The organism is Lysinibacillus sphaericus OT4b.31 (genome assembly GCF_000392615.1).
GTDB lineage: Bacteria > Bacillota > Bacilli > Bacillales_A > Planococcaceae > Lysinibacillus > Lysinibacillus sphaericus_B.
In genome coordinates, this window is record NZ_KB933398.1 from 2,162,285 (window position 1) to 2,176,263 (window position 13,979).

Here is a 13,979-nt window from a genome sequence, read left to right on the forward strand (position 1 = left end):
TCAACTAATTGTGAGAAGGGAATGATGCCTTATTGTGAAGTTATTAATTGACGCTGATGCCTGTCCAGTCGTGGATTTAGCGCTATCTATATCATCTGAGTTTGAGATTGAAACTATCTTGTTTTGCGATACATCTCACCGTATTGAACGTGATAATGTAATAACAATTATGGTGCCAAAGGGTCCGGATTCGGTTGATTTCACGCTAGTGAATGCGCTTTCAAGACATGATATAGTCATTACACAGGATTATGGTTTAGCTGCCATGGTTTTGGCGAGGGGTGGCTATCCAATCGACCAAAATGGACGGGAAATGTCAGATGAAAATATCGAACGTTTGCTCGATATGCGCCATGTTGGACAGAAAATTAGGCGTGCAGGTGGACGAACCAAGGGACCTAAAAAACGGACGCAAGAAAACAATATTTCGTTCGAATTGAAATTTCGACAAATTTGTGAACGAGCAATTTTAGCGAAGAAAAAGGAGGCATCAGCAGATGAAAATTGAACGAGAACACGAACTATTTAATCGACATCCGTTATTAAAAGACATCGCTAATAAAGATACTGTCTTTTGGGAAAACACAAAATGGATAAAAATGGCCAAAACGGAGCTCTTTTCGATGAAAGAAGTGGATGATGCGGAAGAAACGCTTACTCGCTTTTCTTCCTATTTAATAGTGGCATTCCCTGAGCTTGCGAAAAGTAGGGGGCTTATTGAATCAACTATTAAAGAGATACCAGCTATGAAAGAAGCGCTTGTAAAACAATACCACCTATCAATCCCTGGTCAATTCCTGTTAAAATGCGATTATGCGTTACCTATATCAGGTTCTATTAAAGCTCGTGGGGGTATTTATGAAGTATTAAAGCATGCGGAGCGTCTAGCCATTGCGAATGGGAAACTAAAAAAAGAGGATGATTATGCTGTGTTAGCAACGGATGAACTAAGGTCGTTGTTCCAACAGTACACGATTGCAGTAGGTTCTACTGGTAATTTAGGGTTAAGTATCGGCATTATGGGCAAAAAACTCGGTTTTAATGTCGTTGTACATATGTCCAGTGACGCAAAAGAGTGGAAAAAAACGTTGCTGCGAGAAAAAGGTGCAACCGTGATTGAATATGAAGCTGATTATAGCGTAGCTGTTGAACAAGGTCGCAAAGAAGCTGCACAAAATCCGCTGTGCCATTTTATAGATGATGAGAACTCTAAAGACTTATTTGCAGGTTACGCAGTCGCGGCCAAACGTCTGAAGGGTCAACTTGAAAAGACGAACATTCTAGTCGATGAAGCCCATCCATTGTTCGTGTATTTACCTTGTGGTGTCGGTGGTGGACCAGGAGGGGTAGCATATGGATTACGGGAAATATACGGGGAACACGTCCACATTTTCTTTGCTGAACCAGTCGCATCTCCTTGTATGACAATTGGATTGATGACTGGTTTACATGATGCCATTAGCGTGGAAGATATCGGTCTTGACAATAACACGGAAGCGGACGGATTAGCGGTTGGCCGTGCTTCGAAATTCGTAGGGAAAGTGATGGAAACGTATATTAGCGGCTGTTATACAGTGAAAGATGAAGAATTGTTTACGTCACTCGGTTTAGCCATGGAAACGGAAGGACTATTTTTAGAGCCTTCTGCACATGCAGGAATGTTCGGACCGATTCAGTTAATGAAAAACGGACAAAGTTATTTGGAAAAGCATAACTTAGCGGACAGAATGGAACAGGCGACACATCTTATTTGGGCAACAGGTGGAAGTATGGTGCCGCTAGAGATGCGTGAGGAATACTTGAATAAGTCTAAATAGAAAACATAAAAAAGCCTCCCAAATCTTATTTACCGGAAGTAAGGTTTGGGAGGAGGAATTTAAAGTTTACAACAAGCCAAAAGAATGCATTTTGTAAATCACTTAAAATGGAATGGATTCTTTTTAGGGCTAATGGGAGAAATGCTCCTGCTATTTAACAAGACGGAATAGTCAAAGTATAATAGACAAAACGTACCTTTTGGCCATTCATTTCGAATGCTTCCACACTGGTATCTTCTCGTTCAAAACCATTTTTCTCTAAAACTTTTTGAGAGGCTATATTATTAGTAGTTGTTTTCGCTTTAATCTGTTTGATGTCTTGACCAAGTAGTGTTTCTGCTAATAATAATTTCAATGCTTTATTTGCAATACCTTTTCCCGTATGTATTTGGCCCACTCTATAACCTAGATGACCGACCTTTTGATATTTATTTATCTCGACTAAATTAATTCTTCCTAAAATTGAATTATTTTTATCTTTAATTAAAAAGAAATATGATGTACCTAGGGCTTGTTCTTCCAGTAAGGTTTCATGTCTCTTTTTAAAAATCTCTGGATGATAGTAGTCATCTCCTCGAGTCGGTACCATCTATTCGAAAAAAGTTCTATTTTCAAGTTCAAACATATATAAATTTTCTGCATCATTAACATGTAGTTTTTCGAGAAATACATCTATGTATAAGCTCCTCCATTCGACCATTCTTTTATCTCATCGAACTAACTTGCTTTCGTCATTTCAATAGTATATCGCAAAAAAGTGAATTAGATGAATAATTAGCAATCCTAAATGACACATTACATAGAGGAGGTGGAAGAATATTGACTAGAATAATTGGTGTTGAACAATCGTTATCAAATGTTGAAGATGCATTAAAAGCAAAAGGATACGAAGTTATGCAGCTTCGTAATGAAGAAGATGCAAAAAAATGTGATGCCTGCGTCATCACAGGGCAAGACAAAAATGTTATGGGCATTAGCGATCCTGTAATGGCGGGACCTGTCATTGATGCTAATGGACTTTCTGCTGACGAAGTAACGCAGCGTGTAGACAAATTTTTTAACTAAATACGTTACAGGGTGCTATCTGAGGGGCTTTTTTGACTTCTAGGGTAGCACCTTTTGATTTTTTAATATCAGGTAGTGTCCACAAAGATGCCTAAAGACCCAACTATATATTTATTTATGAGATATCGGTTTTTCTGGTCGGTTAGGGCAATATTTACATTTAGGGTCATTACATCTTGATTCAGTCCATCGATTACATTTAGGACAAAAATAAGCATCAAAATCTTCATAATAAACTAAATTAAATTTGCATTTACTACAACATTGTTTATGGACAATATGACCATAAAATTCAAAGCCATCAATGATTACTTTGTCATCATCTTTTACTTCTCCTATTTTCATAAATAACCTCCTCAAAATTATTAATTGAACAACATAGCCTATTTAATCAATTGAAATAACACCATCCGTAAAGCACTGATAATACAAATTATATATTTCCCATCATCTTCTACAACAAAAGAGGTTGTCAACTTATCGGAAACGGGAGCCGAAAAAATTTAATGCCTGTTTTTTCACTAAATTGCTGCTTTCGTGCAATAACTTCAACAAAAAGAGCGTCAATTCTATTTGAATTAACGCCCCCATTTATTTGCTCTTTTTTTAGTCCTTATTAAACCACAGTTCATCTTTGTCATCAACGTCGCCATTATAGTTAATGAAAATTTCATCTCCTGCTTTTATATCTGTGTAAGCATAGAAATCAAATGTGTGATTATCAAAATTAATCTCATACGTTGCATTCGGCTCATAAGAATGATTAAACAGCATGCCGTAACCAAGAAGGATAGCAGAATGTCTTATCCCATACTCAAAAGCGTAATCAGCAAGGAGGGTTTGCTCAACATATTGATGCTGTTCGTTTGGATATGAAATAACAGGTGCTTCGTGGAAAAGCTCTCCTTTTTTGATATCACTTTTAGCAAATACCCCTCTATTGAATTCTCCATCACTTATTGGAGATGTTTTTACCTCAATCATATTGTTCTCCTACTCACATAAAAAATTTTCTTTCTAAGAATAACATTAATTTGAACATTGAGCTCTTTTTATTCGTTTTTAAACGACTTTATAGTAAATTAAGTACCTTTATTGTCACTGAACAGAAATAACCATCTACTATAGTAGTGTTCACAAGGTTAAATTGGTGGTGTGTGCTAAAGTCTTAGCCATAAAAAATCACCTCGCCTCTAAAAAGACAATAGGGCGTAAGGTGATTTTAATCAAACTAATCATAAATGTCTAATTAAAAAATGTATGCTTTACGTCTTAAAAAATAAAGCCAACTTCTCTTGCATAGAAATCGGCACCTCGTTTACGAACTATATGTTTAGCGTGACGCTTTTGGTGGTTGGCAGACGTCACATTTACGTTGGTTTTTATTTTTAAATTTTGTAAACGTTTTTTCAAAGTTGCTACCACATGCACATTTGAAAAGTAATTTTTGAGAAAAACCATGATATTCCGTCGTGAGCAACTTGCTTTCCGAATTTTTTTCAACAAATTCTTTAATATTACCAATCGTCCATTTTTTATTCATTCTCTTACACCTCCATATTTTAACGCTAAGCGGAGGCTTTTCTTGGCATCCGATCAATTCAAAATTAATAACCTTAAGCTTCTTATTATAGCATGAGCTGTCACACAATTAAACAGGTGGAAGGTATCTTTTTGAACTAACATGTTCCGTTCGTTCAAAAAATGTGTGACTAATTCGGTGAAACATTCAAAACTGTATGACTTTCTTACACGAAATAAAGGATTGATTAACACTAAATGACTATGTCGTTAACCAGTCAATTGGTGTTTCAATACGCAGCTAATTCAATGCATTATTATTTATTATTTGCGCTGTGCAGCTAAAAATACTTCATGGGCTGCACGCACGCCTGCACCTGGCTCAAAAGCATAAGAAAAGTCTTGTAACGCGGCTTCCATTAAAGAAACGGCTTGTAAAACATCGCTAGGGAAGCAATAGCCCATGTGTCCAAATCTGAAAATTTGCCCTTGTAAATGACCAAGCCCACCAGCAAAATCTAAATGATAGTGTTGTTTTAGATGCGTCAAGAACTCACCTAGAACAATTCCTTCTGGCGCCAGGATGGCTGTAATTGTTGGGGATGCATAGTCGTCAGCTGTTAACAGTCCGATACCGAGTGCTGTCATTGCACTGCGTACCATATTTTTCATCAGTTCATGACGTGCAATGGTTTTGGCAAAGCCACCTTCTTCTTCAATGAGCTTGCACACCTCATACAGTCCATAAATAAGCGTAACGGCAGGGGTATTTGGCGTCATACCTTTTTCTGCCCAACTACGATAGCTTAATAGATTTAAGTAATAAGAGGGCGTTTTAGTTTCTTCAATGACTTGCCATGCTCGATCGCTGACACTAACAAGGGAAAGCCCAGGTGGTAGCATCATAGCTTTTTGTGAGCCAGTAACGAGAATATCCACGCCCCACGCATCCATTTCAGCCGGTGCTCCGCCAATACAGCTAACACCGTCTACAATTAATAGCGCATCACTTTCTTCACGAACAACCTGTGCTAATTGTGCAATGGGATTTAAAATACCCGTTGACGTTTCATTGTAGGTCACAAAAACAGCTTTAATATTTTGTAAAGGCTGTAAAAATGCGCGCAGGTCCTCAGCTGTGCATGCTTGGCCCCATTGTTTTTCAAGCTTATGTACGTTATAGCCATGTTGTTCACAAATCGAAACAAAGTAGTCGCCGAAAGCCCCAACGGTAATGACAACCACATCTTCTCCAACAGAAACGGTATTGACTGCTGCCGCTTCCAATGCTGCTGTACCGCCTGAGGGCAGTAGTAAAATTTCTTGCTTCGTCCCAAAAATCGGTTTAACAAGTTCGATTGTTTCACGGTACAACTCGATGAATTCATTGCTACGATGGCTGAAGATATCCCGATTCATAGCAAGTTGAACTTTTTTTGGAATAGGTGTTGGCCCCGGATGTCTTAAAATGTTTTCATACATAATCATGATCCCCTTTTCTTGTGGAATTCTAAATTTTCTAATTATAATATAGCATATTGATAGTTATTTCGAACTCCTTTTTAGAAAAATGGGCAGAGATCCTAACTTTATGCATATGAACGAAGGTTATCCAAATGGGTATGTTCAGATAAGAAAGGGATAACGAAGAACTATCCGGATGATTTTAGATGAATAAGGCTGGTATAGAAAAAATGAAAAAATCCTCTTTCGGTCTTCAAAGACAAAAAGAGGATTTTTGCGTGCAAGTAATTATACTTTGAATGGACGCTTCATGCGCATTAAGCCATAAATCATAAAGAATAAACCACCTGTGATAATCGACAGAATGATGTAAAGTATGGCTTTACCAGATTCGCCTGACCACCGATACATTAAGCGATAACAGTAGTAAATCACATATCCAAGCATAGCAAGCGATGCGAGCATACCAACTAAAGGGACAAATGAAACAATAAATAATCCCGCATAAATCAGTGTATTCTTTTTCGCTGCTGCACGGACAGTAGTATCATCCTCACCATTTGCCGTCAGTAGAAAAAGACTATAAACATTAATAATAGGAATCCATGCAATATAAGCAACATCGCTAAAGCCATTCGTTTTGGATGACATAAAATAGATCAGTGAACTAATAATATAACCAATAATAGCCAATACAAGGCACACCAAAATAGCAATTAACAGGAATCCGCCAAAGACTGCATCATAATCACTATAATAAGGATCATAATAATTCATCAAAAAACCTCCTTTTCATGAAAATGCTTTTTAATAATAACAATAGTAGAATATCAAAGCTATACCAATTTTTAAGTAATTTTTAGTAGAATTCCCAGGTTAGCTCTGAAAAAATTTAGAGAACACTAGAATATCTTATGTACGAATACTTTTGCTGATGAATATTAAATTTGATAAAAAATACAATTTTGTTAGAAAATATTGGTATACTCAAAGTGGAGAAACATCAACACAGGATAATATGCCAGCATATAAAAAAGTAGTACAATTTCGATTTCAAAAGGGATTATTACGGATGGCTATTAAGTGCTTGCCCTTGGATTAGAAATTTTAGTGGAACTATTGCAATTACCGGGGGGGATGAGGGTATGATGTTAATCGTGTTTTTATTATTATGCATGACGGCAACGCTAGCCTTTTATTGTAAACAAAGGGCTTATCGTAAAAGTATTTATTATGAACGGACACATCATAATTTGATGACGGTTATGTTCAATAAAGGTAGGTATGGTGAGTATTTAACATCGCGAATCATCGAAAAGCATGCACTGAAAAGTCATCAACAGTTAGTCAATGTCTATGTACCAAAAAGAAAGTCTCAGGACATGACGGAGCTCGATTTACTTTATATAGATCGAACGGGACTTTATGTGATTGAATCGAAAAACTACAGTGGTTGGATTTTTGGCAACGAAGCACATCAGCAATGGACACAAACGATGCCCAATAAGAAAAAATTTAAGTTTTATAATCCGATTCGCCAAAATGCTACACATATCAGAGCTGTTCAAGATTTCTTAGCATTACCAAGTGAAGTGATTCATTCTGTGATCGTTTTTAGTGAACGTTGCGAGCTGAAAAAAATTGAGGTGACTTCGCACAATGTCCACGTCATAAAGCGCAAAGATTTGCCGCACTTTATCGAAACGCGTAAACAATCTGGCAAGCAATATTTTACGCAAGCTGATATCGATGCTATCTACAAGAAGCTCTTGCCTCAAATGCACGTATCGCAAGAAGTAAAAAACCGACACATCCAAACGATTCAGCAGAAATATGGGAAATGAAGGAGTCATGATAGTAATCTACTTTAAAGATATTGCTATACTACTACCATATGAGTATTAATGTTTAAAAAGGAGTACAGTAAATGCCTGTCTATAATAAATTAGTGCGGGATTTGATTCCTCAAGTAATTGAAGCAACCGGTAAAACATGTGTGACCAGAGTGTTAGAACCAAGCGAACTTTTAAATGAAATTAAAGCGAAAATGCAAGAGGAGGCACTGGAATTTCAAGAGGCCACTTCTCCAAAAGACGCAATAGAAGAACTCGCTGATATTTTGGAGCTAGTACATACGGTTTTAGATGTTTACGGAGTGACATATGAACAAATAGAACAAATTCGTGTGCAGAAGAAGGAGCAACGCGGCGGATTTTCAGAAGGTATATATTTAATTGAGGTGGAGGAGTGATGAAAATACATCAGCGCAAGCATTTATAAGAAGCGGAAATGATTGTTATAGAGACTATGCAATTCAACCGAAAGAATCAAGTCAGAATAAAAAAAGACTGAGTGCTGTAACACCCAGTCAATGTAGCTGACATACCGCTTGAAATGCGGTTGGCCAGTTTAGCTCAAAGAGTAATTACCCTGCTTACATGCCGTTAGCGGAGGGTGGTTACTTCTTTTTATTGGCAAAATAGAGCAATCATCGCTACGACAGCAATTGTAGCTGTTGTGAGGAACAAAAAAGACTGTAAACATTAAGTGTTTTCTAGACCAGAGATGCTACTAATGGATAGATAACATTAAAATCAATAGCAGCTTCCAATTTGCGTACTAAATGATCTTCAGGCACCATTTGGTCAATTGCCAGCATTTTTAAATTTATGTCTTTCATTATTTATATCATCACCTCAATCATTTATAGACGTACACTAGTTGATTGGAGCGCAGGCGGCGACTTCTGCAAAGAATAACATGAGCGAAAAGCGTCCGCCGTAAAACGGGTTCATATAGATACTTTTATGTTTAAAAGAAAAAGTCTGTAAAAACTCATTTTTTTGGTCAGAGCAGTCTTGCGGTTGGTGCAATTAAAAAGAGCAAAGCTTTTTTTTATATTGATTTCATTGCTGAATGAATATAGGATATAATTTTATAGTCCTATCATTTACAGATAAAGTAGGATTTAAAATTAATAGAAAGTTTTATTGGAGGTTTAATATGAATTACAGAATTATTAAAAAACAAGTATTTGAACAGGCACAGGTACGATCGGTTTCAGACGTTCCATTTACTGAAGAAGAACTTGAAGTGGGGATGAAGATAGTTGTCTCTAAGGCGGATGAGACCCTTGCTTTATATTTAGTGGATGTAGACGGTCAAAAGAAATTCGAAGTGCGTTGGGATGATTCGTCCGAAATTTTCAACGGCTGGTATTCTGCTTGGGATAATTTCTGCTGGTGCCTAAATATCGTTAATAATTAAAAATGATTAATTTTCTAATATCAACTAAAACAAACATTTATTTTGTTTTTAGTTGATATTATTTGTTTACAACAAAATTTTAGCATTCTGTAATACCAGCGTCTTACGAATTGTAATAGTATGCACTTAGTATCGAGTGTAGGTAGATGGTCTTCAAGTGCTTTTTTATGATAATGCCAGGTTGCTTGTCATTGAAAATCCCTAGTTTGTGTGGTTTATAGCCAGTGGTCATATTTCGCTGGAGCAACAAAACGCCCCCTAAGCTGTATATTAGGTCGTACTAATATACAGTAGGGGGCAGGTGAAAACGAATTCCAAAATTTATATAGTTGTTTCCAAGTAAGGTTAAATGTTAATTATATTGCAAATAGTGTTAAGCGCAGCTACAGCAGCACGAGTGCTTTTTGGAGTCACTGTTCATGTAAAGTAATTCCCTTCGATTTTATCTTAATCTGTGCGTTCCAAGACCAATTTGTCCAAATTCGAAGTATCGTTTCAAATGGTCCTCGATTAAATTTCTTTAAATAAGCAAGGCTGAACATACATTGCAAACTGTAAAGAACTATGCCGAATAGAATTCCGCCAAAAACGCCTAATTTCCCATGTAATGCTAAACCATATTCATTAAGCTATTATTCTTTAATGATATATTCGATTGTAAAGGTTAACCAACCTTCTCTATAATCAGCCTTAATTGTTCCACCATGGAGCTCTATAATTCTTTTAGAGATGGCAAGTCCAATACCAGACCCTCCATCTTCCTTTCTCGCCTTATCCCCTCGTCAAGGGTGGTTTGCTCACTCCCATTTTGAAAGTGGCGTGGTGCCATTGACAGTATTGGAAGCATTGATGGTTTATGTAGACTTTAATTATGAGCAGTAGTTAACGTTCTCAAGGTTAGCTTACTGCTCATTTTTTTATGGTTAAATACTATATATATGAATGTAATTTGTATAATTCATTGATAATCTTCTTTTAATAGCCCAATTTTTATGTAAAGCAAATATTTTTTGAATATTCAATTGACTTTCTGCTACAATACGAAATATAATTTGGTTGGTCAACCAAACAATAAGGAGAGATAAAATGAGTGCTAATGATAAACGTCAACGATTAATTGATGCGGCGTATAAAGTGTTTAGTAGGAAGGGATTCAATAATGCCTCTATTAAGGACATTGCTCACGAAGCTGACATTACTCCTGGACTAGTTCATTATTATTTTAAGAATAAGGAAGAATTGTTATTCTCCGTGCAGAGTGCTATTCAAAAACGATATCATATTCAATATGATGGCAAAAAAGAGTCGGAAATGAATCCATTGGATGTTTTGTTTGAAATTAAATCAAGAGTAGAAAAAGATCCTGATTGGTATCGTTGGAGATATGAGCTTTATTCTTTAGGATTAAAAAATGATCCATATAAACAAGAAGTAGCAAACATTTTACAAAACGGGAGAGAGAGTCTTTCTAATCCCTTGAAGAACCTAAATGTTGAAGCCAAAGAAACTGATGCCCTTGCCAGTATTTTATTGGCTTGCTTCGATGGACTAGCCCTCCAAAAAATGTTCGATGACGAATTTGACCTTGATCAAACGTATACATTGTTAATTGACTTATTAGAGATCTATTTGAAAAAAGAAGCAATTAAAGATTAATAGAACGTAGATTGTTCATATGAGGAGAAAAACAATGAAAAAAGCAATCATTTTTATAGGGAGCTTACTACTCCTCCTAACCCCTTTCTCTGTTTCTGCTAAAACGGAAGATACTAAACAGAAAATAACAAAGTTTATGGAAGAGTCCTTAGTTATGTATAATATTCCCGGCACATCATTGGCGATATTAGAAAACGGGGAAACGATTTATCACAATCAATGGGGTATTTTAAGTGATGGGTCAAATGTCACAGTAGACACACCGTTTCTTATCGGTTCTTTAAGCAAACCAATTACATCTCTGGCAATTATGATGTTAGTGGAAGAGGACAAAATAAAGCTGGATGAACCAATACAGTCCTATATTCCATCGTTTACCTATAAAACAGACAGTTCCAAACCAATTACAGTTTTGCATCTATTAGAACAAACAAGTGGTATTAGTGAGCTTGAAGGTCTTAAAGTGACGGACAAGGATAGGCCGAAAGAGGGGGCAATCAATCAAGCTATAAAAGAACTAAGTGGTGTAGTGTTATCTCACGTGCCTGGAGAGGTTTATGAATATAACTCTGCTAACTATTTACTCTTAGGGGCAATTATTGAAAATGTTTCAAATCAAACCTTTTCAGATTTTTTGAATACGAATATTTTTACCCCGCTTGGTATGGAAAATACCGCTGCTGATTATGAAAGTGCGGTAGAAAAAGGGTATGTATCTGGTTTTGAGTCATGGTTTGGTAAGCCAGTTGTTAGTGATGGATTCTATGATCATGCGGGAGCACCTTACGGCTATATCGCTTCAAGTTCAAATGATTTAGCGAAATTTTTAACATTTATGTTAGATGGCGGAGACTTAATATCAGAAGAAAACCTGGAGTTATTAAAAACTCCTCCAGAAGAAGGTAAAACATATGGTTTCGGTTGGCATTTTTCTAAAACAGAACATTTCCCTTTCCACGGTGGGGCAACATCTGATTTTAGAGCGCAAATGTTTTTTATACCTGAAGAGAATATTGCAGCAGTGCTTTTAACCAATAAATATAATTTTATAGAAGATGCTCAAGTGTCTCATATAATGAATGGAATTCGTTCTATCCTGAACGGAAAAGAACCAGATGAATTGCCTGTTCAGAGCTATAGTATCCAATGGAGTCTACTGGTGGCTACATTCCTCTTAGCTATTTTAACGATATTCCATTTCTTCAGTCTTAGAAGAAAGAAGGTTCTAAACAAAAAAATAACGTTCTCGGTTGGAATTATCTCACTCCTCCTAGCTGTTGGATTAATCCCACTATTTGTTTATGTTATAGGTACCCCATGGAAAAGTGTTAGTTTTTTCGCACCGGACATAGCATTATTAAGCTATTGTTTGGTAGTAATATTTGCTCTTAATGGAATTATGACATTAATTATAACTATTATTAAAAAGAAATTTATCTACTAAGCAAATCCTTGGGCTACTACAAATAATAAAATATTCAATTATAGGGCGCTTTATTGAGCAAGGATCACAAAAGTTATCAAACTTTTTATCCCGTAATAATGGTCAGTAAGACGCCCACCTCAAGCGGAAAGATGAGAATGAGTCAACTAGGTGGTCGATCAACTGACCGTAAAAGCCCGATTGGTTCAACTAACAATCAGTGGGGGATGAAGAAAAACTCCACTGATTGAAGTTTCACTTTATCAAAGGATGATTCAATTGCAAATAGAAAAAGTTTGTTTTGATCAAACTTTTTTTAAACACGCTTTTCTATTTGTTCTTTTTATTAAGGTTTATTAAGTTTATCGAATCAATCTTTATTCCAAAGCATTTGAGTTTTCTTATGAAAAAATGCTGGAGTACATGAAGAAACTAGTCCCGGATTTCAAGACTAGTCTTTACAGTAATTTATTTATTCTTTATTTGTTGTGATTACACTTGGTTTCGTCGCACTATTTGAAGCATCAGGAACAAGAGCGGCATTCTGTTCTTTGCCTTTATTTGTTGAGATGACATGTGGTTCCGTCGTACTATTTGATGCACCCGTAATAAGAGCCGCATTTTGTTCTTTGTCTTTATTTGTTGAGATGACATGTGGTTCCGTCGTACTATTTGATGCACCCGTAACAAGAGCTGCATTTTGTTCTTTGCCTTCATTTGTTGTGATGACACGTGGTTCTGTCGTACTATTTGATGCATTAGTAACAATAGCTGCATTTTGTTCCTTGCCTTCTTTCAGCGTTGGTGGCTCTTGGCCAGTTGCTGCAAAGACGGTCATTCCTCCAATGACTAATGTACATGCTAATGCTGTTCCTAAAAACGACTTTTTCTTTAAGGTCATAATGGACACTATCCTTTCTTCAATCCCATTTTTACTAAAATGATTACAAAGCGGCGCAACCGTATAGGTTTCATCTGCCATATTGATGAGAGATCGTGCATATGCAGACTTTGCCTTATCTCCAAACTGCCTAATAACCCTTTCGTCGCAGGACAATTCAATGTCCCTGTTTACTAAAAAATACATAAGCCACACTAATGGATTAAACCAATGTAAAGCTACCATAATCGTTAAAATGACTTTCCACAAAACGTCAAAGCGTTTAATATGAATTAATTCATGCGTGAGAATAAACTGAATACTTGCAGCGTCTTCCCAATTTGTTGATTTTGGCAATAAGATGACTGGTTTAAAGATTCCATATGTTAAAGGGGTTGTAATTCTATCTGATACTGCAATTTGAATCGTTCTTTTTAACTGATGTTCGTTTAGCCATTGATTGAGATACTCATTATTCCTCACTGGGATGGCTGTTTGAAATTCTTTATAAAATCTAACATAGGCCACTACAAAGAATAGCAAAACCCCGATACCGCCACATGCCCAAAGGTACAGAATGAAATCGCTTGTCATTACAAGCAAAAGCTGATGATAGAACGTGTTTGATGTTTGTGCAATTTCGATTGTATTGTGCATACTTTCCGAATTATTTGAGTGAGTGAGCGTAACAAATAAGTTTTTCAGCATAGGCTGTATGCTCAACTTTGAATAAAAAGAGTAGGGGATGAGTAGTTTACATGCAACGATTCCCCAAAGAATTAAAAATGTTTGCTTGGGCACTTTATTTCTTACTAATATCCTCATCAATAGCACAATGATGAGGAGGAGAGATGCGTCTACACTCATGTTGAGAATACTCATATCA

Annotated in this window: 15 protein-coding genes and 3 pseudogenes; 8 read left to right on the forward strand and 10 right to left on the reverse strand. The window is 36.4% G+C overall.

The genetic code is table 11. The features are described from left to right. The first annotated feature begins 34 nt into the window (after positions 1–34). Both H131_RS09880 and H131_RS09885 read left to right on the forward strand, forming a co-directional pair. Complete coding sequence (locus tag H131_RS09880) at positions 35–508, forward strand: YaiI/YqxD family protein (RefSeq protein WP_010858979.1); 474 nt, start codon at positions 35–37, stop codon at positions 506–508. Beyond that, positions 498–1,817: a D-serine ammonia-lyase gene (locus H131_RS09885; protein WP_010858980.1), complete on the forward strand. Its 1,320-nt coding sequence runs from the start codon at positions 498–500 to the stop codon at positions 1,815–1,817. Before H131_RS09880 ends, H131_RS09885 begins: the two co-directional genes overlap by 11 nt. A 154-nt stretch (positions 1,818–1,971) precedes the next feature. Here H131_RS09885 and H131_RS09890 read toward each other — a convergent pair. Further along, positions 1,972–2,517: pseudogene (locus H131_RS09890) on the reverse strand (GNAT family N-acetyltransferase). 119 nt (positions 2,518–2,636) lie between these two features. On the opposite strand from H131_RS09890, the gene H131_RS09895 reads away from it, so the two are divergent. Further along, entirely contained in the window at positions 2,637–2,882 is a 246-nt protein-coding gene (locus tag H131_RS09895) for a YkuS family protein (RefSeq protein ID WP_010858982.1), read from the forward strand. A gap of 111 nt (positions 2,883–2,993) precedes the next feature. Here the strand turns inward: H131_RS09895 and H131_RS09900 are convergent, their stop codons facing one another. The 5 genes from H131_RS09900 to H131_RS09920 all read right to left on the reverse strand — a co-directional run bounded on the left by H131_RS09900 (position 2,994) and on the right by H131_RS09920 (position 6,644). Next, positions 2,994–3,227: a hypothetical protein gene (locus tag H131_RS09900; RefSeq protein WP_010858983.1), complete on the reverse strand. Its 234-nt coding sequence runs from the start codon at positions 3,225–3,227 to the stop codon at positions 2,994–2,996. A 261-nt stretch (positions 3,228–3,488) separates the two neighbouring features. Beyond that, positions 3,489–3,866, reverse strand: a complete 378-nt coding sequence (locus H131_RS09905; RefSeq protein ID WP_010858984.1) for an SET domain-containing protein — start codon at positions 3,864–3,866, stop codon at positions 3,489–3,491. Positions 3,867–4,215: 349 nt separating this feature from the next. Next, positions 4,216–4,425, reverse strand: a complete 210-nt coding sequence (locus H131_RS09910; RefSeq protein WP_010858985.1) for a hypothetical protein — start codon at positions 4,423–4,425, stop codon at positions 4,216–4,218. Between the two features lie 302 nt (positions 4,426–4,727). Beyond that, positions 4,728–5,885, reverse strand: coding sequence for a pyridoxal-phosphate-dependent aminotransferase family protein (locus tag H131_RS09915; protein WP_010858986.1), 1,158 nt, complete (start codon positions 5,883–5,885; stop codon positions 4,728–4,730). A gap of 270 nt (positions 5,886–6,155) precedes the next feature. Next, entirely contained in the window at positions 6,156–6,644 is a 489-nt protein-coding gene (locus H131_RS09920) for a hypothetical protein (protein WP_010858987.1), read from the reverse strand. Between the two features lie 368 nt (positions 6,645–7,012). On the opposite strand from H131_RS09920, the gene H131_RS09925 reads away from it, so the two are divergent. Both H131_RS09925 and H131_RS09930 read left to right on the forward strand, forming a co-directional pair. Next, the gene (locus tag H131_RS09925) at positions 7,013–7,711 is read left to right on the forward strand and encodes a nuclease-related domain-containing protein (RefSeq protein ID WP_010858988.1); all 699 of its coding nucleotides are present in this window, start codon (positions 7,013–7,015) and stop codon (positions 7,709–7,711) included. Positions 7,712–7,794: 83 nt separating this feature from the next. Next, entirely contained in the window at positions 7,795–8,118 is a 324-nt protein-coding gene (locus H131_RS09930) for a nucleoside triphosphate pyrophosphohydrolase (protein ID WP_010858989.1), read from the forward strand. Between the two features lie 303 nt (positions 8,119–8,421). On the opposite strand, the gene H131_RS25845 is transcribed toward H131_RS09930, so the two are convergent. Beyond that, positions 8,422–8,547 (reverse strand): hypothetical protein, encoded by a 126-nt coding sequence (locus tag H131_RS25845; RefSeq protein ID WP_010858990.1) that lies wholly within the window; start codon positions 8,545–8,547, stop codon positions 8,422–8,424. A gap of 323 nt (positions 8,548–8,870) precedes the next feature. On the opposite strand from H131_RS25845, the gene H131_RS09935 reads away from it, so the two are divergent. Beyond that, the gene (locus H131_RS09935; RefSeq protein ID WP_010858991.1) at positions 8,871–9,134 is read left to right on the forward strand and encodes a hypothetical protein; all 264 of its coding nucleotides are present in this window, start codon (positions 8,871–8,873) and stop codon (positions 9,132–9,134) included. Between the two features lie 410 nt (positions 9,135–9,544). On the opposite strand, the pseudogene H131_RS23625 reads toward H131_RS09935, so the two are convergent. After that, positions 9,545–9,745 (reverse strand): annotated as a pseudogene (locus H131_RS23625) (DUF418 domain-containing protein); the annotation flags it as partial. Positions 9,746–9,766: 21 nt separating this feature from the next. Then, positions 9,767–9,916: pseudogene (locus tag H131_RS24340) on the reverse strand (ATP-binding protein); the annotation flags it as partial. A gap of 304 nt (positions 9,917–10,220) precedes the next feature. Between H131_RS24340 and H131_RS09940 the strand changes: the two are divergent. Both H131_RS09940 and H131_RS09945 read left to right on the forward strand, forming a co-directional pair. After that, complete coding sequence (locus H131_RS09940; protein WP_010858992.1) at positions 10,221–10,790, forward strand: TetR/AcrR family transcriptional regulator; 570 nt, start codon at positions 10,221–10,223, stop codon at positions 10,788–10,790. Between the two features lie 34 nt (positions 10,791–10,824). After that, a complete protein-coding gene (locus H131_RS09945) occupies positions 10,825–12,234 on the forward strand; it encodes a serine hydrolase domain-containing protein (RefSeq protein ID WP_010858993.1) in 1,410 nt (469 codons plus the stop codon). A gap of 451 nt (positions 12,235–12,685) precedes the next feature. On the opposite strand, the gene H131_RS23100 is transcribed toward H131_RS09945, so the two are convergent. Continuing rightward, positions 12,686–13,975, reverse strand: a complete 1,290-nt coding sequence (locus tag H131_RS23100) for a M56 family metallopeptidase (protein ID WP_080647649.1) — start codon at positions 13,973–13,975, stop codon at positions 12,686–12,688. Positions 13,976–13,979: the final 4 nt, after the last annotated feature.

Excerpts from the sequence above, each read along its gene's own strand:
- H131_RS09885 (WP_010858980.1), top strand. The coding sequence starts at position 498 with ATGAAAATTGAACGAGAACACGAACTATTTAATCGACATCCGTTATTA.
- H131_RS09900 (WP_010858983.1), bottom strand. The coding sequence starts at position 3,227 with ATGAAAATAGGAGAAGTAAAAGATGATGACAAAGTAATCATTGATGGC.
- H131_RS09905 (WP_010858984.1), bottom strand. The coding sequence starts at position 3,866 with ATGATTGAGGTAAAAACATCTCCAATAAGTGATGGAGAATTCAATAGA.
- H131_RS09910 (WP_010858985.1), bottom strand. The coding sequence starts at position 4,425 with ATGAATAAAAAATGGACGATTGGTAATATTAAAGAATTTGTTGAAAAA.
- H131_RS09915 (WP_010858986.1), bottom strand. The coding sequence starts at position 5,885 with ATGTATGAAAACATTTTAAGACATCCGGGGCCAACACCTATTCCAAAA.
- H131_RS09920 (WP_010858987.1), bottom strand. The coding sequence starts at position 6,644 with ATGAATTATTATGATCCTTATTATAGTGATTATGATGCAGTCTTTGGC.
- H131_RS09925 (WP_010858988.1), top strand. The coding sequence starts at position 7,013 with ATGATGTTAATCGTGTTTTTATTATTATGCATGACGGCAACGCTAGCC.
- H131_RS09930 (WP_010858989.1), top strand. The coding sequence starts at position 7,795 with ATGCCTGTCTATAATAAATTAGTGCGGGATTTGATTCCTCAAGTAATT.
- H131_RS25845 (WP_010858990.1), bottom strand. The coding sequence starts at position 8,547 with ATGAAAGACATAAATTTAAAAATGCTGGCAATTGACCAAATGGTGCCT.
- H131_RS09935 (WP_010858991.1), top strand. The coding sequence starts at position 8,871 with ATGAATTACAGAATTATTAAAAAACAAGTATTTGAACAGGCACAGGTA.
- H131_RS09940 (WP_010858992.1), top strand. The coding sequence starts at position 10,221 with ATGAGTGCTAATGATAAACGTCAACGATTAATTGATGCGGCGTATAAA.
- H131_RS09945 (WP_010858993.1), top strand. The coding sequence starts at position 10,825 with ATGAAAAAAGCAATCATTTTTATAGGGAGCTTACTACTCCTCCTAACC.
- H131_RS23100 (WP_080647649.1), bottom strand. The coding sequence starts at position 13,975 with ATGAGTATTCTCAACATGAGTGTAGACGCATCTCTCCTCCTCATCATT.